General features: G+C 41.1%; 23 protein-coding genes. 18 read left to right on the top strand and 5 right to left on the bottom strand.

Features of this window, described 5'->3' with window-relative positions:
* Positions 1-176: 176 nt before the first annotated feature.
* The 6 genes from argC (at position 177) to argA (ending at position 6,963) form a co-directional block, all read left to right on the top strand.
* A complete protein-coding gene (gene argC, locus AB6T38_RS11935) occupies positions 177-1,205 on the top strand; it encodes an N-acetyl-gamma-glutamyl-phosphate reductase (RefSeq protein ID WP_372547532.1) in 1,029 nt (342 codons plus the stop codon).
* A complete protein-coding gene (gene argB / locus AB6T38_RS11930; protein ID WP_372547531.1) occupies positions 1,202-1,996 on the top strand; it encodes an acetylglutamate kinase in 795 nt (264 codons plus the stop codon). Before argC ends, argB begins: the two co-directional genes overlap by 4 nt.
* A complete protein-coding gene (locus AB6T38_RS11925; RefSeq protein ID WP_372547530.1) occupies positions 1,993-2,901 on the top strand; it encodes an ornithine carbamoyltransferase in 909 nt (302 codons plus the stop codon). The genes argB and AB6T38_RS11925 overlap by 4 nt, the downstream gene beginning before the upstream one ends.
* A 123-nt stretch (positions 2,902-3,024) precedes the next feature.
* Positions 3,025-4,257, top strand: coding sequence for an argininosuccinate synthase (locus AB6T38_RS11920; protein WP_372547529.1), 1,233 nt, complete (start codon positions 3,025-3,027; stop codon positions 4,255-4,257).
* Between the two features lie 2 nt (positions 4,258-4,259).
* A complete protein-coding gene (argH, locus tag AB6T38_RS11915) occupies positions 4,260-5,636 on the top strand; it encodes an argininosuccinate lyase (RefSeq protein ID WP_372547528.1) in 1,377 nt (458 codons plus the stop codon).
* Between the two features lie 10 nt (positions 5,637-5,646).
* The gene (argA, locus tag AB6T38_RS11910; RefSeq protein ID WP_372547527.1) at positions 5,647-6,963 is read left to right on the top strand and encodes an amino-acid N-acetyltransferase; all 1,317 of its coding nucleotides are present in this window, start codon (positions 5,647-5,649) and stop codon (positions 6,961-6,963) included.
* Between the two features lie 155 nt (positions 6,964-7,118).
* On the opposite strand, the gene AB6T38_RS11905 is transcribed toward argA, so the two are convergent.
* Positions 7,119-8,807 carry an NAD-dependent malic enzyme gene (locus AB6T38_RS11905; RefSeq protein WP_372547526.1) on the bottom strand — a complete coding sequence of 563 codons (1,689 nt, stop codon included), beginning with the start codon at positions 8,805-8,807 and terminating at the stop codon, positions 7,119-7,121.
* Between the two features lie 277 nt (positions 8,808-9,084).
* On the bottom strand, positions 9,085-11,778 hold the full coding sequence (locus AB6T38_RS11900) for a penicillin-binding protein 1A (protein WP_372547525.1): 2,694 nt from the start codon (positions 11,776-11,778) through the stop codon (positions 9,085-9,087).
* A gap of 139 nt (positions 11,779-11,917) precedes the next feature.
* Here AB6T38_RS11900 and pilM point away from each other — a divergent pair, with 139 nt between their 5' ends.
* The 9 genes from pilM to AB6T38_RS11855 all read left to right on the top strand — a co-directional run bounded on the left by pilM (position 11,918) and on the right by AB6T38_RS11855 (position 20,818).
* A complete protein-coding gene (pilM, locus tag AB6T38_RS11895) occupies positions 11,918-12,982 on the top strand; it encodes a type IV pilus assembly protein PilM (protein ID WP_372547667.1) in 1,065 nt (354 codons plus the stop codon).
* Entirely contained in the window at positions 12,970-13,554 is a 585-nt protein-coding gene (locus AB6T38_RS11890) for a PilN domain-containing protein (RefSeq protein ID WP_348491509.1), read from the top strand. Before pilM ends, AB6T38_RS11890 begins: the two co-directional genes overlap by 13 nt.
* Positions 13,551-14,150: a type 4a pilus biogenesis protein PilO gene (locus AB6T38_RS11885; protein WP_372547524.1), complete on the top strand. Its 600-nt coding sequence runs from the start codon at positions 13,551-13,553 to the stop codon at positions 14,148-14,150. Before AB6T38_RS11890 ends, AB6T38_RS11885 begins: the two co-directional genes overlap by 4 nt.
* The gene (locus AB6T38_RS11880; RefSeq protein ID WP_348491507.1) at positions 14,147-14,683 is read left to right on the top strand and encodes a pilus assembly protein PilP; all 537 of its coding nucleotides are present in this window, start codon (positions 14,147-14,149) and stop codon (positions 14,681-14,683) included. Before AB6T38_RS11885 ends, AB6T38_RS11880 begins: the two co-directional genes overlap by 4 nt.
* The gene (locus tag AB6T38_RS11875) at positions 14,676-16,436 is read left to right on the top strand and encodes a type IV pilus secretin PilQ (RefSeq protein ID WP_372547523.1); all 1,761 of its coding nucleotides are present in this window, start codon (positions 14,676-14,678) and stop codon (positions 16,434-16,436) included. Before AB6T38_RS11880 ends, AB6T38_RS11875 begins: the two co-directional genes overlap by 8 nt.
* A gap of 504 nt (positions 16,437-16,940) precedes the next feature.
* A complete protein-coding gene (gene aroK, locus AB6T38_RS11870; RefSeq protein ID WP_372547522.1) occupies positions 16,941-17,456 on the top strand; it encodes a shikimate kinase AroK in 516 nt (171 codons plus the stop codon).
* A 31-nt stretch (positions 17,457-17,487) separates the two neighbouring features.
* Complete coding sequence (aroB, locus tag AB6T38_RS11865; protein ID WP_372547521.1) at positions 17,488-18,558, top strand: 3-dehydroquinate synthase; 1,071 nt, start codon at positions 17,488-17,490, stop codon at positions 18,556-18,558.
* A gap of 92 nt (positions 18,559-18,650) precedes the next feature.
* Positions 18,651-19,970 (top strand): hypothetical protein, encoded by a 1,320-nt coding sequence (locus tag AB6T38_RS11860; RefSeq protein ID WP_372547520.1) that lies wholly within the window; start codon positions 18,651-18,653, stop codon positions 19,968-19,970.
* A 29-nt stretch (positions 19,971-19,999) separates the two neighbouring features.
* Complete coding sequence (locus tag AB6T38_RS11855; protein ID WP_372547519.1) at positions 20,000-20,818, top strand: Dam family site-specific DNA-(adenine-N6)-methyltransferase; 819 nt, start codon at positions 20,000-20,002, stop codon at positions 20,816-20,818.
* Between the two features lie 31 nt (positions 20,819-20,849).
* Here AB6T38_RS11855 and AB6T38_RS11850 read toward each other — a convergent pair whose 3' ends face one another.
* From AB6T38_RS11850 to AB6T38_RS11840, 3 genes are all read right to left on the bottom strand, one after another.
* Positions 20,850-21,050, bottom strand: a complete 201-nt coding sequence (locus tag AB6T38_RS11850; RefSeq protein ID WP_372547517.1) for a DUF2970 domain-containing protein — start codon at positions 21,048-21,050, stop codon at positions 20,850-20,852.
* Positions 21,051-21,353, bottom strand: a complete 303-nt coding sequence (locus tag AB6T38_RS11845) for a hypothetical protein (protein ID WP_372547516.1) — start codon at positions 21,351-21,353, stop codon at positions 21,051-21,053.
* A gap of 211 nt (positions 21,354-21,564) precedes the next feature.
* On the bottom strand, positions 21,565-22,242 hold the full coding sequence (locus tag AB6T38_RS11840; RefSeq protein ID WP_372547515.1) for a TorF family putative porin: 678 nt from the start codon (positions 22,240-22,242) through the stop codon (positions 21,565-21,567).
* Between the two features lie 318 nt (positions 22,243-22,560).
* Here AB6T38_RS11840 and rpe point away from each other — a divergent pair, with 318 nt between their 5' ends.
* The 3 genes from rpe to AB6T38_RS11825 all read left to right on the top strand — a co-directional run bounded on the left by rpe (position 22,561) and on the right by AB6T38_RS11825 (position 24,966).
* Complete coding sequence (gene rpe / locus AB6T38_RS11835) at positions 22,561-23,238, top strand: ribulose-phosphate 3-epimerase (protein WP_348491499.1); 678 nt, start codon at positions 22,561-22,563, stop codon at positions 23,236-23,238.
* A 36-nt stretch (positions 23,239-23,274) separates the two neighbouring features.
* The gene (trpS, locus tag AB6T38_RS11830; RefSeq protein ID WP_372547514.1) at positions 23,275-24,279 is read left to right on the top strand and encodes a tryptophan--tRNA ligase; all 1,005 of its coding nucleotides are present in this window, start codon (positions 23,275-23,277) and stop codon (positions 24,277-24,279) included.
* A 75-nt stretch (positions 24,280-24,354) separates the two neighbouring features.
* Entirely contained in the window at positions 24,355-24,966 is a 612-nt protein-coding gene (locus AB6T38_RS11825) for an aminodeoxychorismate/anthranilate synthase component II (RefSeq protein ID WP_372547513.1), read from the top strand.
* Positions 24,967-25,003 lie beyond the last annotated feature (37 nt).

The following is a 25,003-nucleotide window of genomic DNA, read 5'->3' as shown; positions in this document are numbered from 1 at the left end:
CAACATGACTACATACTACTCCCTGCCTGGCTGCGCTTATACGTCTATTCGACAGCTCTAATTTTGGTTGCGTAGCACGCTCCTTTCCTTTGATATAAAAGTTGTTTTTGAAGGATTGGGGCGTTTTTTTTATTATTCTAAGTTAATATTTTTTAAAATTATCGGTAAACGTCATTATGTTGAAAGCATGTGTAATCGGAGCAAGTGGATATACTGGCGCAGAAGTAGCCAGAATATTAACCATGCACTCCAAATTTGAATTAGCAGGATTGTTTGTTTCCCAGAACAGTCTAGATGCCAATAAACCCTTAAGTCAGTTGCACCCCACACTAACAGGACTGGTCGATCAAAAGGTAGTACCTATCAGTGATGAGCTATTAGCTGAATTGGCTGAAACCTTGGATGCAATATTCTTAGCAACGCCTCATGAGGCCAGTCATGACTGGATGCCTACTCTAGTAGCAGGAAAAGCCAAAATCTTTGATTTATCCGGTGCCTTTCGAATCAAAGACGTTGACGTATTTGCAGACAATTACGGTTTTGCACATCAGCATAGTCTGCTACTTGAAAAAGCGGTTTATGGGTTGGCAGAGTGGAATGCGGACGCGATTGCTGATGCCTCTTTGGTTGCTGTACCTGGTTGTTATCCTACGGCATCGTTATCAGCACTAAAACCCTTGTTCAATCAAAACCTCTTAGATAAGGATCACCGCCCTATTATTAATGCGGTATCTGGTGTAAGTGGTGCAGGCAGAAAAGCTGCGCTAGGCAATAGTTTCTGCGAAGTGAGCTTGCAGGCATATGGCGTGCTTGGTCATCGCCACCAGCCCGAAATTAGCCAATCCTTAGGTACCGAGGTGATTTTCACTCCGCATTTGGGTAATTTTAAACGAGGCATTTTAGCGACCATTACGGTGAAAACCGTTGCAGGTACTAGTGCAGAGCAGGTTTCTGCAGCATTCCATCAAGCCTACAAAGATAAACCTATCATTCGATTGTTAGATCATTTTCCCAAATTAGATGATGTGGTAAACACTGCACATTGTGATTTACATTGGAAACTGGATGAAAAGTCAGGCTATTTAGTAATTGGCAGTGCCATCGACAATTTGTTGAAAGGAGCCGCTTCCCAAGCAATTCAATGTGCTAATTTAAACTTTGGTTTTGCATCTTCAGCAGGCTTAATTGCAGAGGTAAGTCAATGAAAGTAAAAGTTGTCAAAGTTGGCGGGGCATTTTTAGATGACCCAAGTATCTCCAAAGACTTTTTTAGCGCACTTTTTGCAGCCCAAGAACAACAACCCGTTGTATTGGTTCATGGTGGAGGCAGTAGTGTTGAAAAGTTGCTTAAAGATTTGTCCCTTACTAGCCATAAAGTTGATGGCCTCAGAGTCACACCTAAATCACAAATTGATTATGTAGTCGGCGCGTTAGCAGGTACTGCAAATAAAAACTTATGCGCTTTAGCGAAAAAAAGTGGACTTAACCCTGTAGGATTAAGTTTATTGGATGGTAACATTACCAATTGCCACCAGATTAGCGAAGAACTAGGCAATGTTGGTTCAGCCGAGCCCGTTGACCAAACATTATTGACGACGCTGTTGGCAGCTGGCTTTTTACCCATCGTGAGTTCTATTGGAGCAAATGATCAAGGTGAACTGCTAAATATCAACGCCGATCAAGCAGCGACAGCCATTGCTAAACTGCTTAACGCACAACTGGTTTTATTATCAGATGTAGCTGGTGTGCTGGATCAGAATAAGTCACTTATTAATAAACTCACGTCTAACGATATTGAAACTTTAATATCAGATGGTGTTATTCGCGATGGTATGACAGTAAAAGTAGAAGCGGCTTTAGATGCAGCGAACCAAATAGGTCAGTCTGTAACAATTGCAAGTTGGAAAAACCTTAAGGTTTTGACCCAAGATATGACAAATAAAGATAATGCTTCTGCAGGAACAACCATTTTTCCATCGTCTAAGGAAAACATATGAAACACGATCTACTAACGTTTAAAGATTGGAGCTCTGAGGCATTAACTGATTTGTTAGCCCTTGCAGCTAAAATCAAAGCAGCCCCTGAGCAACATAATCAAGTATTGGCTGGAAAATCCGTTGCTGCTTTATTCGAGAAACCATCCCTACGGACCCGCGTGAGTTTTGATATTGGTATCAATAAACTTGGTGGTCACATGGTGTATCTTGACTCTCAGGCGGGCAAATTAGCTGGACGAGAAGACGCAAAAGACACCGCTGCCAATCTAGCTTGTTGGGCAGATGCCATTGTTGCTAGAGTATATAGTCACGACACCTTAGTGCAGTTTAGCCAAGCAGCTAAGGTGCCGGTTATCAACGCTTTATGTGATTTGTATCACCCTTGCCAAGCAGTTGCTGACTACCTAACCTTACAAGAAACCTATGGCTCCTTAGATAACTTAACCCTAGCCTATGTGGGCGATGGCAATAATGTCACTCACTCGTTATTGATTGTTGGCGCAATTCTCGGTGTAAATGTGGTTAGTGTTACCCCTGACGGTTATGAGGTTGACCAAAGCATTTTTGAATTAAGCCAAAAAATTGCACAAAAAACTGGGGCTAAAATCACCCAAAGTAGTGATATTAATGCCGCAAAAGGCGCAAATGTGCTTTATGCTGATACTTGGTTATCAATGGGCGACGAAACGCCGCTAGAAGATATTAAACGTATTTTTGCCCCATACAAAGTAGACGAAACCATGATGGCCTTGACCGGTGCAGAGTATGTTATGCATTGCCAACCGGCTCATCGTGATTTGGAAATTAGCGGCGACTTGATTGATAGCGATAAATCATTATTAATGCAGCAAGCTGAAAATAGAATGCATGGACAAAATGCGATTCTGGTCACCTTGCTGACGTAAACGAGATAACAACTCAAGTGCCAATGTTTAGAAAGAATTGTTAAAAATTTATTTAAGAAATTACCCCAGTTTAGCTGACTTGCTAAAACTAGCAATCAGCTCAAGTTTATTTAGGAAATAGTTATGTCAAAACCCGACGTTAAAAAAGTTGTACTTGCCTATTCAGGTGGCTTAGATACCTCAGCAATTATTCCATGGTTGAAAGAAAACTATGATTGCGAAGTAGTGGCGTTTGCTGCAGATGTCGGACAAGGTGATGAAGAGTTAGAAGGCCTTCACGAAAAAGCCATTAAAACCGGTGCCAGCGAATGTTATATCGTGGACTTAAAAGAAGAGTTTGTAGCTGATTACATTTACCCAACGATAAAAACAGGTGCGGTTTACGAAGGTGAATACTTATTGGGTACGTCCATGGCCCGCCCGGTTATTGCAAAAGCCCAAGTTGAAATTGCCCGTAAAGTAGGTGCAGATGCTTTATGTCACGGTTGCACTGGTAAAGGAAACGACCAAGTCCGTTTCGAAAGTACTTTTTCTGCCCTTGCACCTGATTTACAAGTTATTGCGCCATGGCGTGAGTGGGATATGGTTTCACGTGAAGACTTGCTAGATTATTTAGCCAAACGTGATATTAAGACCAGTGCTTCAGCCACTAAAATTTACAGTCGAGATGCGAATGCATGGCACATTTCCCATGAAGGTGGCGAATTAGAAGATCCTTGGTGTGAACCAACTAAAGGCATTTGGACCATGACGGTGGATCCAGAAGATGCGCCAGACAAACCTGAAAGTGTTTCTTTAAGTTTTGACAAAGGGCAACTGACTACAGTAAACGGTGTGGCCCTTTCTCCTTACCAAGCACTAGTTGAATTAAATAATATCGCTGCTAAACATGGTGTTGGACGTATTGATATTGTTGAAAACCGCTTAGTCGGTATGAAGTCTCGTGGTTGTTACGAAACCCCTGGGGGCACAGTGATAATGGCTGCATACAAAGCACTAGAGTGCATGGTGTTAGATAAAGCGGCGTTAAAACACCGTGAATACCTAGGCCTAGAGTTTTCCCATGTAATGTATGACGGTCGTTGGTTTACCGCGTTATCCGACTCATTGTTAGCTGGTGCTGAGGTTTTTGCCCAACAAGTTACTGGTGACATCGTAATTAAGTTATATAAAGGTCGTGCAACAGTGACTCAACGTCGTTCGCCAAATAGCTTGTACTCGGAAGATTTTGCGACTTTCGGTGAAGATGATGTTTATGACCAAAAACATGCCGAAGGTTTCATTCGATTGTTTAGTTTGTCTAGCCGCATTGCTACGTTAAATAAAAAAGCGCAAGACGCTAATAAAGGAAACTAATCATGGGTTTATGGGGAGGCCGCTTTCAAGAGGGTAGCAGTAATATGTTCAAACAGGTCAACGATTCGTTGCCCTTTGACCGTATTTTAGCTAGCCAAGATATTCGTGGTTCTATTGTTTGGTCGCGCGCCATTGCCAAAGCTGGCGTGTTAACCACCGAAGAACAGCAACAGCTTGAAGGCGCATTAAATGAATTGCTTAAACAAGCTGATGCCGATGAATTGGATTTTGATGCTAGCGGTGAAGAAGATATTCATAGCTTCGTTGAGTCTGCGTTAATTGAAAAGCTAGGTGATTTAGGCAGAAAGCTGCATACAGGACGCAGCCGTAATGACCAGGTAGCAACGGATTTTAGACTCTGGTGTAAAGAGCACTTAGAAAGTCTGAAAGATGATTTAGTAGCAATTAAAAATGCCCTTGTATTATCTGCTGATCGCAATAGAAATGTCATCTTACCGGGCTATACACACTTGCAACGAGCTCAACCTGTGCGTTATCCACATTGGTGTTTAGCTTATGTAGAGATGATCAAACGTGATATTAGCCGTTTAGAAGATTTGCTGGTACGCATGAACCAATGCCCACTGGGCAGTGGTGCGCTAGCAGGTACAGTTTATGCTATTGACCGTCAGGAAATTGCAGAACAGCTTAGCTTTGCTTCTCCTTGTGTGAATAGTTTAGATGCGGTTTCTGACCGAGACTACGTGCTAGAATTATTGTTCTGTGCCAGTACTTCGATGATGCATTTATCACGCATGGCAGAAGATCTTATCTTCTTTAATTCAGGTGAAGCAGGGTTTATTACCCTTGGTGATGCTGTCACTTCTGGCTCATCATTGATGCCACAAAAGAAAAACCCTGATGCATTAGAATTAATGCGCGGAAAATGCGGCAGAGTCTTTGGTAGTTTGCAGGCGTTACTGGTTACAATGAAAGGTCTTCCACTCGCTTATAACAAAGATATGCAAGAGGACAAAGAAGGTGCCTTCGATGCTGTTAATCAGTGGCATATTTGTTTGTGTATTGCCGCAGAAGTGGTAGACACCATTGAGTTAGATGCCCAGCGCACAGCACAAGCAGCCAAACAAGGGTATGCTAATGCTACAGAAATGGCTGATTATCTTGTTGCTAAAGGTATTCCATTTAGAACAGCACACGATATTTCAGGCCAAATCGTACTTGCCGCTATCGAGCAAAACAAAGCCATTGAAAACTTAACTTTAGGGGAACTACAAGCCTTCAGTTCTAAAATTGAAGACGATGTATATGCCGTTTTAGAGCTTGAGTATTTGGTGGACAAACGCAATATTTTGGGTGGAACAGGTGCCCACCCAGTATTTGCAGCCCTTGATGCTGAATTGAAAAGTGTAAAGAGCTGAGGAACAAAACATGGTTATGTCAGACATTGATAGCGTTAGGTTGTTTCGTAACTCAGCCCCCTACATTAACTCTCATAGGGGCAAAACCTTTGTTCTAATGTTTGGTGGCGAGGCTATTGAGGATATTAACTTCCCTAATATTATCAACGACATAGCCTTGCTGAACAGTTTGGGTGTGAAGCTTGTTCTAGTGCACGGTGCGCGACCTCAAATTGATCAACGTATTGCTCTGCGGGGCGTTGAGAAACGCTTCAATAATAATATTCGTCTTACTGATAAGGACACCTTGGAATCAGTTAAAGATGCTGCAGGTTCAGTACGTTCACAAATTGAAGCGTTGTTAACCATGGGGCTTGCTAACTCGCCAATGCACGGAGCGCATATTCGTGTGTGTTCGGGTAATTTGGTAGTGGCTATGCCCATGGGCGTCAGAGATGGCGTTGATTTCGAGCATACCGGAGTGGTAAGACGCATTGATGTTGTGGGCATTAACGATCATCTGCAAGATGGTTCAATCGTATTGCTCTCGCCAATGGGGTACTCATCTACTGGTGAAGTCTTCAACTTATCTCATGAAGATGTTGCCACCCAAGCGGCGATCAGTTTAAACGCTGACAAACTCATCGTGTTTTCCGAACATCAGGGTATTTTAGATGAGACTGGAAAGCTGCGACGTAACATCGATTCATCAAAACTAGCTGATTTGCTTGAAGAAGGTGCTAGAGAAGATCAGCGCGGTATTTTGGATGCAATAAACCAAACCATTGCCGCTGATATTCCCCGTTGTCACTGTGTGAGTTATAAAAAGGATGGGGCTTTGTTACAGGAGTTATTCACCCGTGACGGTTCCGGCTCACTTGTTTCAAAACGTCATTACGAACAACTAAGACAAGCGAAAATTGAAGATGTGGGTGGGATCCTTCAATTGATCAACCCTCTTGAAGAAAAAGGTATCTTAGTTAAACGTTCTCGCGAGCTGCTTGAAGCAGAAATTGAACAGTTTACCGTCATCGAGCGGGACGGTATGGTTATCGCCTGTGCGGCTTTTTATCCTTACCCTCAAGATGGAACCGGAGAGCTTGCTTGTGTGGCAACCCACCGTGATTATCGTGGAAAAAGCCGAGCTGAGCGATTACTAGAAGCAATAAGACAAGATGCTAGAGAGCAGGGTTTAGAGAGCATTTTTGTGTTAACCACAGTCACAGCCCATTGGTTCCAAGAGCAAGGCTTTGTGATGGCAAATATTGATGCCCTACCCGAGTCGAAAAAGTTGTTATATAACTTTCAACGAAACTCGAAAGTCTTTGTCATGGCGGTTGAGCAGTAGTCTTAATATTTCATTGACTATCAAGCCAGCTATTAAGATTATTGTAGAATAAAAAACGGCCAGCTAGTTTACCACTAGCTGGCCGTTTTCATTGTGAGGCATCAGGTTCAGTAATCGCCAATAGTTATTTTAAACGACCTTTAATGCTAACCCGCTTAAATACTAGTACGTTTGTATTGACGATATTTAGGTTTCCAGAAATTAGCTTCAATGTTAGCCCGCAACACTTCATCACTGGTTTCCAACGCTAAACCTTGCTGCTGAGCCACCTTACCCACGGCAAAAGCAATCTTTCTACTTAAGCTAGCAATATCAGTCAAAGGCGGCAATAAAGATCCTTCGCCTTCACTTGCTAAAGGTGAAGCCAAGGCCAAGGCTTCACTCGTTGCCATTAGCATTTCTTCGCTGACCAAACGCGCTTTTGTTGCTAGGACACCTAAACCAATGCCAGGAAAAATATAACTGTTATTACATTGGGCAATGGGGAAAGTACTGCCGTTATATTCAACCGGGTCAAAAGGACTTCCCGTTGCAATAATCACTTGCCCATTTGTCCACTCAATCACTTGTTCTGGCCTTGCTTCAACCTGACGAGATGGATTACTCAATGGGAAAATAATAGGTAAATCGCAATTGGCTTTCATGCCACGAATGACGTCTTCAGTGAATAAACCAGCTTGACCGGAAACTCCAATCAGAATATCTGGTTTGGCATGTGTTACTACATCCAATAAGCTGGCCCATTCATTTTCAGTATTCCAGTCTTTAATCACATCAGGATTTTGTACTAGCTTTTGCTGGAAATCACGCAGGCCTTGCATACCATCCGTTAATAAACCAAAGCGATCAATCATGAACACTTGCTTTCTAGCCTGAGCATCACTGATACCTTCATGACACATACGGCTGATAATCATCTCGGCAATACCACAACCGGCTGAACCTGAGCCGACAAAAACGACTTTTTGGTCCTTTAATTTCACCCCTTTGCTTAAGCACGCGGCCAAAATAGAACCGAGGGTTACTGCGGCGGTACCTTGAATGTCATCGTTAAAGCAGCAAACCTGTTCTCGATATCGCTCTAGCAATGGCATAGCATTAGGTTGTGCAAAATCTTCAAACTGAATTAACACATCCGGCCAACGTTTATGGGCTGCTTGAATAAACATATCCACAAAATCATTGTATTCATCACCGGTTATACGTTTATGACGGGCTCCCATATACATAGGGTCATCAAGTAATTTTTCATTGTTAGTACCGACATCTAACATCACAGGTAAGGTATAAGCAGGGCTAATTCCGCCACATGCGGTATACAAGGAAAGCTTACCAATGGGGATCCCCATACCACCAATACCTTGATCACCAAGACCCAAAATACGCTCACCGTCGGTAACCACTATAACCTTCACCTTACGCTTAGTGGCATTACGCAGAATATCGTCAATTTGCGTTCGTTCGGAATAGGATATGAATAATCCCCGCGAGCTACGATAAATATCAGAAAATTGCTCACAAGCATCACCTACTGTAGGTGTATAGATAATTGGCATCATTTCATCAATATGAGACTGCACTAAACGATAAAATAAGGTTTCATTATTATCTTGTATCGCGCGCAAATAGATATGTTTGTTAATCGGCGAAGAAAAGCTTGAGTACTGCATGTAAGCCCGTTCAACTTGCTCTTCAATACTCTCATAGCGAGGCGGTAACAAACCGGTCAAATTAAAGTTTTCACGTTCCTTGGCGGTAAACGCACTTCCCTTATTTAACAATGGAGTTTCTAATAATGACGGGCCGGAATGGGGAATGTACAAATATTTAGATATATTGCTCATTAGAGGTAATCTTATTCCAATTTTCTCTTAGTTTTTAAGAGGGATTTTAATGCGTAAGGTTTTTATGTTCACAAGTCTAAACAATAATGACATAAACACAGTATCAATTTATCTGGTCAGATGAGAAAAGAACATTTTATCTGTTGTTAAACGTTGTGCTTTGTTCAAGAGTTGGTATTTACATCCAAATTTAGCACAGTTATAAACAGGCTAAATTTGAATGATGGCCGACTTTATTAAAGTATGCTTTCAACGGGTTAAACGTGCTCGTGTGAGGTTAAAATATATCCTCAGGTTCCGCAGTTTCATCAGAGCTCGTTTCAAAAGGATCGACAATACTGTCTGACTGAACAGACGACTTGGGCTCAGTGCCTTTTATAAAATATTCAAACATAGATGTATTGTCAGTTCGTGTTGTTAGCTTTCCTGTCGCTCTATCTATTCTCACAGTAATGATATCTTCTGGCATAGGTTTAGTTTGCTGTGGTACACCGTCTAGAGCTTTTTCCATAAAGCGGATCCACGCAGGTTGCGCAGCCTTAGCACCATCTTCCGCGCCAATCATAGCGTTACCAATCCAATTAAACTTCTCTGGATTTTCGTTAATTAGATTCTGATTTCGCGATGTGCGACCTAGCATACGGCTCATATCATCAAAACCGACCCAGGAAGTGGCAACTAATCCAGGCGCAAATCCACTGAACCAAGTATCACGAGAATCGTTTGTTGTCCCCGTTTTACCGGCTAAATCAGTACGCCCAAGAATATTTCTAGCTCGCCAACCTGTTCCTAGCCAGTACGTATTACGCTTAGGATCATTACTCCATCGCCCATTTCCGCGCACAGCAGTACGCATCATTTCACGCACTAAAAATGTATTTTGTGCAGACACCACTCGTTCAGCGAGGTTTATCTCCGGCTCAGGTTCAGACTCTGCACCCTCATCAGAAAAGCCATTCAATTCTGCTGCCAACAAAGCTTCTATCTGCTGCTCTGTCAGTTCTTCAGGATTTAGCTCTGACCCATTTTCTGTAAATGATTGCTCAGCATTCAGCGCCTCACACTCTTCACAAACACGTGGTGGGTTGGCTTGCCATAATATTTCGCCATGTTCATCCTCTATTCGCTGAATAAAGTGAGGACGCACATAATAACCACCATTGGCTATCACTGACATGGCAGTCGCTACCTCTAAAGGCGTTTGTGACCCCGACCCCAAAGATAAGGTTTCGTCCTTAGGTATTTCACTGCGGTCAAAACCAAACTTGCTAAGGTGATCTACTGCGGCATTAATACCGATAGCACGCAACAATCGCACTGATACAACGTTTTTCGATTTGCCTAAAGCGACACGCATACGGATTGGACCATCATATACTGCGGGAGAGTTTTGCGGCCGCCATGCAGTACCTGTGCTTGCGTCCCATTGATTAATGGGGGCATCATTAATAATACTGGCTAAGGTATAGCCTTGTTCAATTGCTGCTGAATATATGAAAGGCTTGATGTTTGAGCCCACTTGTCTTTTTGCTTGAGTCGCACGATTAAATTGACTCTGATAAAAACTATATCCACCAACAACTGCCTGAACAGCACCATTGTTAGGGTCAAGGGCCACAAATGCGCCACTTACAGTTGGCAATTGCGACAGCTTCCAAATCCCTTCTTCGTTTTGTCTAATCCATATTAGTTGCCCTTGTGCAACAATATCGCCAGCCGTTTTAGGATCTTTACCTTGGCGATTATCATCAATATAAGATCTTGCCCAATGCATACCTTGCCATTCGATGGTTTGATATTCCCCTTGAGCATTAAAAACATCAAAACTGGTTTCATTTACTTTGGTCACAACAACAGGATTAAGCACTCCAATTTTTGGGTAAGCGGCTAGCACCTCCAACATTTGAGTTTCATCCCAAGGTTCTGAATCTAACGGCACCAATTCTGTATTGATATCTTGGCTATTATTCTGCTCTTGAGCATCTTCTTGCTCGCCCCATAACACTCGTATGGGTCCACGATAACCATGTCTCTCGTCATAATCGTGTAAATTACGTATCACCGCTGTTTGTGCAGCAAATTGCAGATCTGAAGGTGCTGTAGCGAAGACCTGATAACCACCGGTTTCTGCTTCTTCTTTACCGTAAAGTTCAACCATTTCATTGTAAATTAGGTCGGCTAAATAAGGGGCATCTAGCTGAATTTCAGCACCATGACGCTTTGAAATTACAGGTTCATTGTTGGCCTGATCAAACTCAGCCCGGGTGATATATTCTTCATCCAGCATTCGCAACAACACGACTCGACGACGAGCTTTAGATCTTTCTGGGCTGGCAATGGGGTTCAATGTAGAAGGCGCTTTCGGCAAACCGGCAATAGTGGCAACCTCAGCTAAACTTAGCTCATTGACGGCCTTACCGTAATAAACTTGTGCCGCAGCACCAAACCCGAAAGCACGATGCCCCAACTCAATTTTGTTTAAATACAGTGCCAAAATTTCATCTTTCGTGAGCAAACCTTCCATATGCCAGGCAATAAAGATCTCTTTTATTTTACGTATATAAGTTTTATCACGGGTTAAGAAAAAACCTCTGGCAAGCTGCATTGTAAGGGTACTACCACCTTGCCCACGCTCCCCCGTTAATACTAAATTAACAAAAGCCCGGGCGAGGCCGATAGGATCTATACCAGGGTGTTCGTAGAATCGACTATCCTCTATTGCAAGTACGGCATTTATGAGAGATTGAGGAACCTCATCTAACTTTAATGGTATGCGACGCTTGACGCCAAACTGAGAAATCAGTTTACCGTCCTGTGTATAAATCTTCATTGGTGTTTGTAAGCGAACGTCTTTTAACACGTCGACACTTGGAAGATCGGGTTTGATATAATAGTACATACCTACAATCGCTATCGTTCCAAGCAAAAATGCGGCTATACTCATTATTAATAACAGTTTGATGTACTTCACAAAAATAAAACTACCAGAGCAAAATTAACTAAATGACTTATATTTTATACCTATGTACCGTTATTAGAACCATTAAAAGCAAAAAAATGAGTAATAATGGTAAAACTAAAGCAATTAATATGGTTCGGAACTAACTGTGTTGAAAGAACTTTTCAAGAAAAAAGCCTCTCAAATGATAGGTCTCGATATCGGTACTAGGTACGTTAAAGCCGTTTTGTTTGAACAAGATGGCAAGCAAACTAAGGTGCAGAGTTTCGCATGTGAGCAGATAAACGGCAATGCCTTTGCTGACAGAGAAATAAAAGATTTTGATGCTATTAGCAATGTGCTCAAAAAAGTGAAACTGTCCCTGAAAAGCAAAAACAAAAATGTTGTGGTAGCGATTTCCGGTAGTTCAGTATTAAGTAAAATTGTTTATATGGATCCAGATCAGCAGGATTTTGAGCTAGAAACACAAATAGAAATCGAATCTGACAGCCTTATCCCCTATCCGTTAGAAGAAGTTTATTTAGATTTTGAAGAACTGGGTGAAAGCAAAACACATGTAGGTAAAGTAGATGTATTGTTAAGTGCGGCTCACAAAGATGTCGTCGATAGTCGTATCACATTGCTACGAGAGCTCGAATTTGTACCCAAAATTGTTGATATTGAAAATTATGCATTAGGTAATGCCATCATCGAGTTTGCCGAATACCCCGCAGACAAACCAGTACTGTGTTTCAATATTGGCGCCTCTCAATTACAACTTTGTGTTGTCGAAAATGACAGGGTGGTTTACAGCAAAGAACATAGTTTCGGTATGAACAGTTTAATCCAAGACCTCAGTATTATTCACACCCTAGACAAATCGGAAACCGAGCAACAGTTGGTAAATGGAGAATTACCTGCTACTTGGCGTAAAGATACCTTCCCGATATTTTTAGCCAACCTAAATCAACACATTAGTCGAGCAGTTCAAATGTATATAAGCTCAACAGGCTCCGAACGACCTGAAGCTATGATGGTCTGCGGTGGTGGTGCAAATATACAAGAAATTGCAGCCGATTTAGAAGCAGAATTAGCCGTAGAGGTAACGGTTTTTAATCCATTTCAGGCAATGCAAATTTCTGATAAAGCCCAACAACAAGGTTTTCAAGACGTTGCTCCACAACTGGTGATTGCAGCCGGTTTAGCATCTAGGAGTTTCAAGCCATGTCACATGTAAATCTATTACCATGGCGAGAAGAGCTGCGACAGAGACAGAAAAAAGACTTCTTAACCTTACTCTTTGCTGTCGCCCTATTTGTGATGATTATTGTTTATTTAGTGGGTATGCTCATCGATAGTAAAATTGCTGGGCAAAATCAACGGAATGCCTTTCTACAAGGTCAAATAGCAGTATTGGATGCCGAAATTGCAAAAATAAAAGATATTAAAGACAGTAAAAAGGCCATCGAACAACGAATGGCGTTGATTGAACAATTACAAACCAGCCGTAATGTAGCGCCAATCATATTCGATGAACTTGCACGCTTAGTACCTCCAGGTGTTTCGTTTCGTTCCTTCTCGCGTCAAGCCAATACTATCGAATTGTCTGGTGTAAGCGAATCCAACAACCGTTTATCATCGTTTATGCGTAAAATAGAAGAGTCAAAAATATTTGGTCAAGGTGAATTATCATCCATTGTGGCCGATACCTCGGCGCCCGATGCAGTCAGTGAGTTTAAATTAACCTTTACCATAAATTCTTCAGTGGCGCCGGATTTCTCTGCAACACCCACAGAGGAACAACAATGAAATTTGATGTAAATAAACTCAAAGAAATGAACGAACTGGATTTCGAACAAGTCGCCAATTGGCCTTTCGAAGTGAAAACAGTAGTCGCATTATTTGTCGCAATATTAGTCGCTGTCGGTGGATACTACGGATTAATATCCTCTAAATTACCTGTCTTAGATCGCGTTCAAGCTGAAGAAGTTGAATTAAAACAAACCTTTGCGGCTAAATATCACATTGCAGTCAATTTGAAAGCTTATGAAGAACAACTCGATCGTATAGAAGCTGATTTTTCATCAATGTTAAAATCATTGCCTACCAGTAACGAAACGCCGGGGCTGATAGACGACATTACCTTCGTAGGTACGACTGCAGGTTTAAATTTTAAACTGATAAATTGGCAACAAGAAATACCCAAAGAGTTTTATACAGAGCTGCCGATTCAAATGGAAGTTACAGGTAACTATCACGAGTTTGGGCAATTTGTGTCTAATATCGCGGCCTTGCCACGCATTGTGACGTTACATAATTTTGATATTACTCAACAAGGTTCTGAATTGCGCTTACAACTCCAAGCCAAGACCTATCGCACTGCAGTATCGGAGCAAGGACAATGAAAATAATATTTTTTATGTTAGCCATTGTCACATTAGCCGGCTGTGAAGCGCAAACTGACGATTTAGTTACCTATGTTGTTGAAGTGAAACAAAGTACCTCTATAAGTATTGAACCCTACCCGGAGTTCAAAACCCAACCCGCTTTTGAATATAAAGCAAGCGGACTACGCAGCCCATTTAAACGACCTCGAAACGTTGCAGTGCAAACCGTTGAGGTAAAAAGAGAAAACTGTTTGCAACCAGACTTCAGCAGAGTCAAAGGTCCGCTGGAAGCGTTTGGTTTAGATGCACTGACTATTTCTGGTACTTTTACCAGTCAAGGGCGAAAATGGGCGCTAGTAACAGCGAATGATGGTTCCTTACATAAGGTCACTACAGGAGACTACCTAGGTTTGTTTTTTGGAAAAATTACGTCTATCAACAATGGCGATATTTCAATTGAAGAAATGCTGCCCGATGGTGCCGGCTGCTGGCAAAAAAATAAAGCAACACTAAGCATGTCTTCACAGGCAGGAGAAAATAATAATGTCTGATCGTTTTATCTTTAATCATAAACTAAACAAAGCCAACCATGTTGGGATGTGGCTAGCGTTAGTCTTTGCCGGAATATCATCTGTTTCCTTCAATTCAATGGCCCAACAAGCTCAGCCTGTTTTAGTCAATACCGAAAATACAGTGGCGAGTGTTTTTCGTTCTGAATTGACGGACTTAAACTTTAAACGGAATTCAACTGGCGGTGCTCGTATCACCATAGATTTCAATAATGCTGACTTCCAAATGCAGTTATCACAGCGAAATAGTAAATTAATTCTAACCTTACCCGCTGTAAAACTATCTGAAGATCAATTATTTACCTTAGACGTTGCAGACTTTGCCACTGAAGTAACGAGTATCGAAACCTTTCAAGAAACCAAAGGCAGTAAAGTCGAATTTTCGTTATTGAACAAAGCCACCTTTAGTCATACGAAGAGTGATGGTCAATTAGTCATAGAAATTGAAAAAGACGATACGCCTGAAGCAACGAAAGCTGCCTCAGCTTTCACTGGAGAACCTATTTCATTAGACTTTCAAGATGTCCCCGTGCGGCAAGTATTACAGATAATTGCTCAAGTAAACGGCTTCAATTTAGTTACCACGGATACGGTAAGTGGTAACGTAACCATTAGTTTGTCTGGTGTTCCTTGGGATCAAGCCCTTGAGATGATTCTAAAAATTAAAGGCTTAGACAAACGATTAGAGGGCAATATTCTGTTGATAGCCCCTTCTGAAGAATTAACGGCACGTGAAACCCAGCAATTACAATCTAAACAACAAGTAGCCGATTTAGCTCCTCTAAGCGCAGTCAATATTCAAATTAACTATGCAAAAGCACAAGAGATGGCTGCTATTCTAAAATCAACTGACGCCAGTATTCTTAGTCCAAGAGGTTCAGTCACTATTGATGAGCGCACTAATACTGTGCTGTTGAGAGATACTGAAGCCTCAGTGGAAGAAGCGCGCGCATTGATAAAAGCGCTAGATATTCCCATTAAGCAAGTATTAATTGAATCAAGAATGGTTACCGTTCGCGACAATGTTGATGAGCAATTAGGCGTAAGATGGGGCGTAAGTGATAGTACTTCCGATGGCGGTATTTCAGGCTCATTAGAAGGCGCTAATGACATTGCAGCCGGAGTATTTCCAGATTTGGCGGACAGGCTGAACGTGAATCTTCCTGTATCAAACCCAGCCGGAAGTATTGGTATTCAGATAGCGAGATTAGTAGATGGCACTATCATAGACTTAGAACTCAGTGCTCTGGAGACAGAAAACAAAGGTGAAATTATCGCTAGCCCGCGTATTACTGTAGCCAATCAACAAGAAGCGTATATTGAGCAAGGTACAGAAATCCCATACGTGCAAGCGACCTCAAGTGGTGCGACTTCAGTAGAATTTAAAAAAGCAGTATTAAGTTTAAAAGTGACTCCTCATATTACGCCAGACAATCGAGTAATTTTGGATCTTGTGGTGACCCAAGACACGCGTGGTGAAACCGTATCTACCTCTACTGGACCAGCGGTGGCTATCGACACTCAAGAAATTAGCACTCAAGTACTGGTGGAAAATGGCGAGACTATAGTACTCGGTGGAATTTTCCAACAAACATCCGCGGATGATGTATCCAAAATTCCTTTATTAGGCGATTTACCTGTTGTTGGTACACTTTTCAGAAATACTCAGAAAGTAAATGAGAAACGTGAACTATTAATTTTTGTCACCCCCAAAATTCTAGTAGATTCGCTATAATGATTTAGACAGATTTTCAGGTATCCACTGAAGGGCAATTTTATTGCCCTTTTTTGTTGTCTAAATAACCTAGTTTACCCTTTATTTTGACTTATGTTGTTTCCAAACAGATTAAACTTTAAATTTGCACCTATAACGAATTAAGTCACATACGCTTTTTCATGTTACATTTATGGATGTCGGCGTTATGGTTCTTTTATCTATTACATATAGCCTCTATTTTAATTAAACTAGCCGTTATAAAGGTGCTGATTAAAAGATCTTTACACCTCGACATTTGGCGATGGGGCAAATTAAAAGCAACAAAACTTGCAAATTTCAGCATATAACTGAGATAATCGCGCTCTCGAAATTTCGACGAGGTCATGTTCAGACCAATTACTTAAACGAATCGAGTCAACTGGATTTAATTATCTATTTGATTTGATGGGACTTTTAGGTGATTGGAATAATTCAAATTGGGCTGCAAAACCCCAGTTAACTAAAGTTGTGATAAAAGCAAAAATGGCAGAAAAGCGTAATATTTTTCTTGTTGGTCCTATGGGGGCTGGCAAAAGCACGATAGGAAGGCATCTTGCCGACGAACTTCATCTTGAGTTTTTTGATTCCGATCAGGAAATTGAACGTCGCACTGGCGCGGATATCGCGTGGATATTTGATTTAGAAGGTGAAGACGGTTTTAGACTTAGAGAAGAAACCGTCATTAACGACCTAACTGATAAACAAGGTATTGTTTTAGCGACTGGTGGCGGTTCTATTGTCAGCAAGAATGTTCGTAATCGTTTGTCCGCCCGTGGCATTGTCGTTTATTTACAAACGACCATAGACAAGCAAGTAGCGCGTACTCAACGAGACAAACGTCGTCCTTTATTGCAAAAAGATGATCCGGAAATGGTTTTACGTGAGCTTGCAGACACTCGAAACCCTCTTTATGAGGAAGTAGCTGACTACATCGTAGATACTGATGATCAGAGTGCAAGAGCTGTCGCGAGTCAAATCATAAACAAAATCGGACTTTAATTAGGTCGTTCTACATAAGAGGTATACGCTCATGTCAACAATTAGAGTAGAGTTGGGTGAGCGTAGTTACCCAATCAATATAGATACAGGCTTACTTTCTTCTCAAGATTCCTTCAAAGCTCAAATTAAAAGTGGCAAAGCTATCGTAGTGACAAATGAAGTGGTTAAACCCCTTTATTTGGATACGTTATTAGCCGCTTTAGACGGTGTTGAGGTTAACGTCGTATGTTTACCAGACGGTGAACAGCATAAAAATCTCACCCAATTCGATGCGGTTACAACCCAACTTCTTGAACAGCACGCAGCACGAGACACAACCCTAATAGCTTTAGGTGGAGGTGTTATTGGTGACCTAACCGGATTTGTCGCAGCCTGTTTCCAACGAGGCATTCCCTTTATTCAGGTGCCAACAACCTTACTTTCCCAAGTTGATTCATCAGTTGGCGGTAAAACAGCCGTTAATCACCCACTGGGTAAAAATATGATTGGCGCTTTTTATCAACCTCAATCCGTTATCATCGATATTGATACTTTGAAAACCTTACCCCCACGCGAATTTGCAGCAGGTATGGCTGAAGTTATCAAATACGGAATAATTTATGACGCTGAATTTTTTGCATGGCTAGAAGACAACGTCCAAGAGTTAAAAGACCTATCCCCTGAACATCTGAAATACGTTGTGCAACGCTGTTGCGAAATTAAAGCTGAAATTGTCTCTAAAGATGAAAAAGAACATGGAATTAGAGCCCTTCTTAACCTTGGACATACTTTTGGTCACGCTATAGAAGCAGAGCAAGGTTATGGTAATTGGTTGCACGGTGAGGCTGTAGGCTGCGGCATGGTGTTAGCGGCAAAAGCGGCGTATGAAAAAGAGTGGATTTCAAAATCTGACTTAGACCGCATGATTGCCCTTATAAAGCTATTCGATTTGCCCGTAGACGCTCCTGAACACATGAATTACGACATTTTCATGCAACACATGCAACACGACAAAAAAGTGTTATCTGGTGCGATTAGGTTCATTATACCGACTGCCATTGGTGAAGCTGTTGTAACCAAAGATGTTGAACATCATATTTTGCAAAATATATTGAATAGCTAAGAGAATGGATTGTGGCCATTAACGAGTTGCATAGTCGGCTGGAATATTTAGTTTCATATTCGTCTCAGCTCATATTTATTAGCTGCGAAAGTTTGTCTCAGCAACAATCCTCTTTGCAGCAATTTATAGCCAAACAGCATGAAAATACCGAAGTAGCTTTTATCAATGGTGATAACACCCTTAGAGATTCAGATTACAGAAACGAAATATATCGCCAATTAGTTAGCCACCCTCTATCGCCTAACGTTCCGCTTGATAAACAATTAATCCAACAGCTTTCAAAAGAAACAGGTCCCATTTTACTGTGTATTTGTGCAGCCCAACACATTTCAGCAAATTTGCTCAATGAGCTTTGGAGCTTAGTTCTCAAAAACAAGGATTTAGAAAAGGGTCATCATCTCAATGTATTATTATTCGGAAGCCCAGAATGGACCGAATCAGCTAAATCAAACTTAGCAAAAGATAATCAACACTTACCCATTTTGTTGAGTTCAGAGATTGTCACCACAAATCAATTTACTGAAAGTTATAGCCAAAGTATTACTCAGAAAAGAGCGGCAATCGCACAGCAGTTTGCAAATAAGGCTAATGCTGACACCGACTCCACGATAAATAAACCGCTGTTTAAAATTTTAGTTGGCATCGCCTTTCTAGGTATTTTTTCTATGTTGGTATTTTGGCAGTATCCTGATGAGATTAAACAGTTTGTTAATCCTCACTATACAGTTGCTGACCAGGCTACTGTTGATCAAGCGGTTGTTGACAAAATTGACGACCAAGTTGACGAACCTCAACTAACCGCTCTGCCTGAATCAGAGGAAATAAGCGAATTACAACAAGATATGTTGTCTGAAGAAAACCTCCAGCTCGAAACACAACAGGATAAACCGTTATCAACAAACGAGTTACTATCAGCAGAGGAACAAAACAATGTTTTGCTCCCAGACGACTCACAAGCATTAGTAACTAGCTGGCAACAGGAAATTGAAAAACAAGAAATCGAAAAGCAAAGTATAGAAACTCAGGATACAAGTCAGAACGCAGACCTAGAATCGACACCTGAGCAAGACACACCATTAATAGACCAAGTCATTGATCCCAATGTGCAACAGCTTACCCATCCAATTCTTGATTTAAGTGACAACCTTTACGTTTTACAACTGGCTTCCATGAGCTACTTAGATGTAGCAACGAGATTCGTAGAAGAACATGGTTTACAAGAAACAAGTTGGGTATACACTACTCAACGTTTTGGTGGAGATTGGCATGTGGTAATTTTCAAAAAAACCTTTGCCAATGTGCAACAAGCGCGGCAGTATACGACCTCCTTACCCGATAGCATTGACAAAACAGTTCCATTTGCTAAATCAGTTAAACAAATTAAGGTAGAATTGGCAGTACCTCAGCAATAACCTCGTTGTAGTTACGCCAAAATGCGGACATGAAGAAAAACAAAAATCGGGCATTTCTGAAATGGGCAGGCGGTAAATACGGACTGATCGAAGAAATTTGCCAACGCTTACCTGAAGGTAACAAATTGATCGAACCATTTGTGGGTGCCGGCTCTGTTTTCTTGAACACCGAATACCCTCAATATGTATTGAATGATATCAACCCAGATCTCATCAATCTTTACTCTATTGTTAAAACCCAAGCAGACTATTTTATTCAGGAATCAGAGAAGCTTTTTAGTCCCTCGAATAATCAGGAGAAAAGATTCTACGAGCTTCGCAAAGAATTTAATCAATCAGATGACCTTTTCTTCAAATCTATTTTATTTTTGTATTTGAATAGACATGGTTACAACGGACTTTGTCGATATAACCTGTCGGGTGGGTTTAATGTGCCTTTTGGTCGATATAAGGCCCCTTACTTTCCTAAAAAAGAGCTGCTTTATTTTGCAGAAAAATCACAGAAAGCGACTTTTACCTGTGAACCATTCCAACATAGTTTTGCGCGGGCTAGAGCAGGTAACGTTATATATAGTGATCCGCCTTACGCACCTATCAGTTTAACCGCTAATTTCACTCAATATTCTAAGAATGGCTTTTCATTAGACGAACAACTCATGCTCGCCAAATTAGCCAATCATAATGCAACGAAAAAATCGGTGAGTGTGTTAATCAGTAATCACGATACCCCTTTCACCCGTGATATTTATTCACAGGCAGATATTACCAGCTTGATGGTAAAACGGACCATCAGTCAAAAAGGTGATAAACGAGTAAAAGTGGGCGAACTTCTGGCCTTATATACCTAAGCTCAGACGGGGGAGAAGTGAGATAGTTTTGCTAGTTTAATGCAATATTGACCACAGCAACCAAGCCAAGTATTAACGCAATAACAAAGACAATACCAACGAGTAAAAAAGGCACAAATGATTTCTGCTGAAAGTCACTCTCATAATTTTGATGAGATTGCACACCAAACACACTAGCAGCAACGCTTTTAAAGACGCCCCACAAACTATTATTTTGCTTTGAATCTGACAATTACTGAGAGTCCGACTGAACGTTAGAGCGGTTATCGGCGGCTCTAGATAGTAATTCTAGCAAATCTAAATAATGAAATTTATAGCCAGAACGCCCAGAAAACCAATCAGTCCAGCTAACACTGTTCTGATGATTTGAAGCGCATCGATTAATTGGGTGTGTAATTGGTAAGTTTGAATTAAATTCAACAACATCAATGTTTTGACAGAAATCATCGACACCAGAAGATTGTGTTTGCAGCACAAAAACCATGCTGAACATAACTGCCCCAACTGACGAAAAGACTTTCAGCTTTCTGTTCATCTGACCACCTCAGTATTGAATCCAATTAGCCTATTATACGTGTGTTGATAAAATGAACAACTAACTTTTATCTTAATATTCTGTCATTTGTCGAATATTAAGCAGGTTTTAGCCACACAAGATTAGGTTTTAGCCCCCCTTTTATCTCCCCAAGAAAGCAAAAAAGCCAACTGAAAAGTTGGCTTTTTAGGCGTTTCAAATTATCGTATTATTAGAACGATGTACCCCAGCTAACAACGAATTTAGTATCGTCATCACCTGATTCATCATCCGCTTTAGATACGCTCAAGGTGAAATCACCTTTAGACAGATCAATTTGGAAGTGGCCGTAGTCAACGTCACCATAAACAGCATCATCACTATCAAAGTCATAATATCCGTAAGTTAGGCCAAGACCAAACTCATTAGGAAGGTCCACACCGTAACCTACGCTGTAGTAAAGATCGCCCGTACCAAAAGGTGCATCATCATCAGCTTGGCTGTTGATTGTGTAAGCGACACCAAAAGAAAAGGCTTTAAATGTACCGTTGAAATAGATTTCGCCGAAATCTGAGTCTTCATAACCTGTAGCTGGGTACATATAGTATATGTAACCAACATCATAACCAAAATCACCAGACTCGCCGCCGTAACCTAGGTAGAAATCGTTTTCTGTACCATCTACACCCCAGTCAATTGACCCTACCCAAGTACCTGCGTAAAAACCGCTATCGTTTGAGTAGTCAATACCACCAGAAACGGATACGTCATTAGCGCTTTGTGTTACACCACGCCATAAATAGTTACTGGTAGCGCCAAAATTAGCTGATATTTCAGCTTGGGCTATGGAACTAAAACTGCTTGCAGAAAGTACAGCGACAGCCAATGCGGTCAATTTCAACGTTTTCATATGTGTTCTCCGAAATTTATATTATTTTCAATGTTTTAATTTGTATTATTATTATTATTTTATTTTGTTGCTGGCATAGATAAGGCAATTCTAATGCCGCTTATTTACATTATCTCTACAAGAACGTAACTCTTTGTTTCTTATTAATAAAATTTAATAAGGGATAAATAAATCTTATGTAGAGCTCCTCTATTTAGGGATAATGAAGCACCAGATTGGTTCTCAAGCACCAATCTGGTGCTTGGTTTAAAAGTGGCTAGCGCTTTTTTCATTAACCGTTTTTCTTTACACTATCGGCAAATTATTTTGGAGAAGTTCATGAGCCCTTTTTTAATTGCTCCATCTATCCTTTCCGCTAATTTTGCTTGTTTAGGAAATGAAGTGGACAAAGTGATAGAAGCAGGTGCAGATTTAGTGCATTTCGACGTAATGGATAACCATTACGTTCCAAACCTAACGGTAGGCCCGTTAGTTTGCGAGTCATTGGTAAAGCACGGCGTAACCAAACCCATTGATGTGCATCTAATGGTAGAGCCGGTAGATCAAATGATTGAAGATTTTGCTAAAGCAGGGGCGCATCGCATCAGCTTCCATCCTGAGGCAACCAAACATTTAGATAGAAGTGTGCAGTTAGTCATAGAAAGTGGCTGTGAAGTTGGTTTAGTGCTCAACCCTGCCACACCACTTAATTGTCTCGACCACATTATCGATAAACTCGACTTTATCTTGATGATGTCTGTAAACCCTGGATTTGGAGGACAAAAATTTATCCCTCAAACCTTAGAAAAAATCAGAGCTGTTAAGCAGAGGGTACAGGCATCGGGTAAACAAATTAGAATTCAAATTGACGGTGGCGTAAAAGTCGATAATATTCGCAGCATTGCTGAAGCAGGGGCTGATACCTTTGTAGCTGGGTCAGCTATATTTAACCAGCCAGATTACAAACAGGTTATAGACCAAATGCGTGCAGAATTAAGTAAAGTAAACATGGCTTAAGCCTGTTTCTAATTTTTAAGAAGATTAATTTATACTATGAGTAAACCAATTGTATTAAGTGGCTGTCAGCCATCAGGGCAGCTGACTATAGGTAATTATATGGGCGCATTGCGCCAATGGGTGGGCATGCAACAGGACAATGATTGTCTTTACATGATCGTAGACATGCATGCTATTACCGTTCGTCAAGACCCTACCGCCCTCTACGACGCATGCTTAGATGGTTTATCCTTGTATTTAGCTTGTGGTATTGATCCTAGTCAAAGCACTATTTTCATGCAGTCTCATGTTCCCGAGCATGCTCAGTTAGCATGGGTGCTTAACTGTTATACACAAATGGGTGAATTGAACCGAATGACTCAATTCAAAGATAAATCAGCAAAAAATGTCGCTAACGTGAATGCTGGTCTATTAACGTACCCTGCCCTCATGGCTGCCGATATCTTGTTGTACCAACCCAATAAAGTGCCTGTAGGCGATGATCAAAAACAACACCTCGAATTAACTCGTGATGTTGCCACTCGCTTCAATAATTTATATGGCGACGTGTTTACTATTCCAGAACCCTTTATTCCGGAATTTGGTGCACGCATAATGAGCCTTCAGGATCCGACTAGCAAGATGTCAAAATCAGACTCGAATCCAAACAACTTCGTTGGTTTACTAGAAGACACTAAAAAGATTAGTAAGAAGATAAAGCGTGCTGTAACTGATTCAGATGAGCAGGCTCGTATTTACTTTGACAAACAGGAAAAGCCTGGGGTTTCGAATTTATTATCATTGTTATCTTGTGCTACTGGTAAAAGTGTCGATAGCTTAGTGCCTGAATACGAAGACAAAATGTATGGTCATTTGAAAGGTGACGTGGCTGATGCGGTTGTCGCTTTATTAGACCCAATTCAAGCTAGGTTTCACGAAATTCGTGCAGACCAAACTTATTTGAATAGCGTCATGAAAGAGGGAGCTGAAAAAGCCAGTTCTCGCGCCTCGGTAATGATTGAAAAAGTGTATAAGTCAGTTGGGTTTATTCCAAAACCATAAGCACAGAGCTTTTCAAAAAGTCATTTGTTGAAAGTAATGTAGTGGCGGATAACCGTTTTAGGAAAGTAAATTGTCATGCTATTGTTGATCGATAATTATGACTCATTTACTCACAATCTTGCACGTTACTTTCGAGAATTGAACGTAGAAGTACAGGTAGTGAGAAATGACCAAATAAACTGCGCGCAGATTGCACAGCTAGCGCCAAAATATTTGGTTTTTTCTCCTGGTCCTTGTACCCCTAATGAAGCGGGCGTGACCTTAACAGCAATCCAGAGGTTTGCGGGCAAGATCCCTATCTTCGGTGTGTGTTTAGGTCATCAAGCAATCGGGCAAGTATTTGGTGCAAAAGTGGAAGTGGCTGAACACATTATGCATGGTAAAACTTCAAGCATCCGCCATAATCAAAGTCCACTGTTTGAGAGTATCGAGGACCCATTTATTGCAACTCGTTATCATTCGCTGATACTTAACTCTGATTCTTTACCTAAAGAATTGCGCATAACAGCTTGGTGTGAAGAGTTTAGCAATTTTGAACCCATGGCGATTGAACATACTAGCTGGCCGTTGATGGGAGTGCAATTCCATCCAGAATCACTTTTAACTATTGTAGGGCATAAATTACTATGGAATTTTGTTAGTATTGCCGATAAGTGGTGGTTAAACAAAAACCAAGGTGCTTTTTAGCTCAATGAGAGCCACAAGCTAATAATACTCCCCATAA

This window comes from Aliiglaciecola sp. SL4, assembly GCF_041538045.1.
Taxonomy (GTDB): domain Bacteria; phylum Pseudomonadota; class Gammaproteobacteria; order Enterobacterales; family Alteromonadaceae; genus Aliiglaciecola.
The sequence above is the reverse complement of the archived record's forward strand: the minus strand, read 5'-3'. Positions and strand labels throughout refer to the sequence as shown.

Excerpts from the sequence above, each read along its gene's own strand:
- AB6T38_RS11875 (WP_372547523.1), top strand. The coding sequence starts at position 14,676 with ATGTCTGATCGTTTTATCTTTAATCATAAACTAAACAAAGCCAACCAT.
- argB (WP_372547531.1), top strand. The coding sequence starts at position 1,202 with ATGAAAGTAAAAGTTGTCAAAGTTGGCGGGGCATTTTTAGATGACCCA.
- argC (WP_372547532.1), top strand. The coding sequence starts at position 177 with ATGTTGAAAGCATGTGTAATCGGAGCAAGTGGATATACTGGCGCAGAA.
- trpS (WP_372547514.1), top strand. The coding sequence starts at position 23,275 with ATGAGTAAACCAATTGTATTAAGTGGCTGTCAGCCATCAGGGCAGCTG.
- AB6T38_RS11890 (WP_348491509.1), top strand. The coding sequence starts at position 12,970 with ATGTCACATGTAAATCTATTACCATGGCGAGAAGAGCTGCGACAGAGA.
- rpe (WP_348491499.1), top strand. The coding sequence starts at position 22,561 with ATGAGCCCTTTTTTAATTGCTCCATCTATCCTTTCCGCTAATTTTGCT.
- AB6T38_RS11920 (WP_372547529.1), top strand. The coding sequence starts at position 3,025 with ATGTCAAAACCCGACGTTAAAAAAGTTGTACTTGCCTATTCAGGTGGC.
- aroK (WP_372547522.1), top strand. The coding sequence starts at position 16,941 with ATGGCAGAAAAGCGTAATATTTTTCTTGTTGGTCCTATGGGGGCTGGC.
- AB6T38_RS11885 (WP_372547524.1), top strand. The coding sequence starts at position 13,551 with ATGAAATTTGATGTAAATAAACTCAAAGAAATGAACGAACTGGATTTC.
- AB6T38_RS11845 (WP_372547516.1), bottom strand. The coding sequence starts at position 21,353 with ATGAACAGAAAGCTGAAAGTCTTTTCGTCAGTTGGGGCAGTTATGTTC.
- AB6T38_RS11855 (WP_372547519.1), top strand. The coding sequence starts at position 20,000 with ATGAAGAAAAACAAAAATCGGGCATTTCTGAAATGGGCAGGCGGTAAA.
- AB6T38_RS11905 (WP_372547526.1), bottom strand. The coding sequence starts at position 8,807 with ATGAGCAATATATCTAAATATTTGTACATTCCCCATTCCGGCCCGTCA.
- AB6T38_RS11840 (WP_372547515.1), bottom strand. The coding sequence starts at position 22,242 with ATGAAAACGTTGAAATTGACCGCATTGGCTGTCGCTGTACTTTCTGCA.
- AB6T38_RS11880 (WP_348491507.1), top strand. The coding sequence starts at position 14,147 with ATGAAAATAATATTTTTTATGTTAGCCATTGTCACATTAGCCGGCTGT.
- aroB (WP_372547521.1), top strand. The coding sequence starts at position 17,488 with ATGTCAACAATTAGAGTAGAGTTGGGTGAGCGTAGTTACCCAATCAAT.
- argH (WP_372547528.1), top strand. The coding sequence starts at position 4,260 with ATGGGTTTATGGGGAGGCCGCTTTCAAGAGGGTAGCAGTAATATGTTC.
- AB6T38_RS11925 (WP_372547530.1), top strand. The coding sequence starts at position 1,993 with ATGAAACACGATCTACTAACGTTTAAAGATTGGAGCTCTGAGGCATTA.
- AB6T38_RS11825 (WP_372547513.1), top strand. The coding sequence starts at position 24,355 with ATGCTATTGTTGATCGATAATTATGACTCATTTACTCACAATCTTGCA.
- argA (WP_372547527.1), top strand. The coding sequence starts at position 5,647 with ATGGTTATGTCAGACATTGATAGCGTTAGGTTGTTTCGTAACTCAGCC.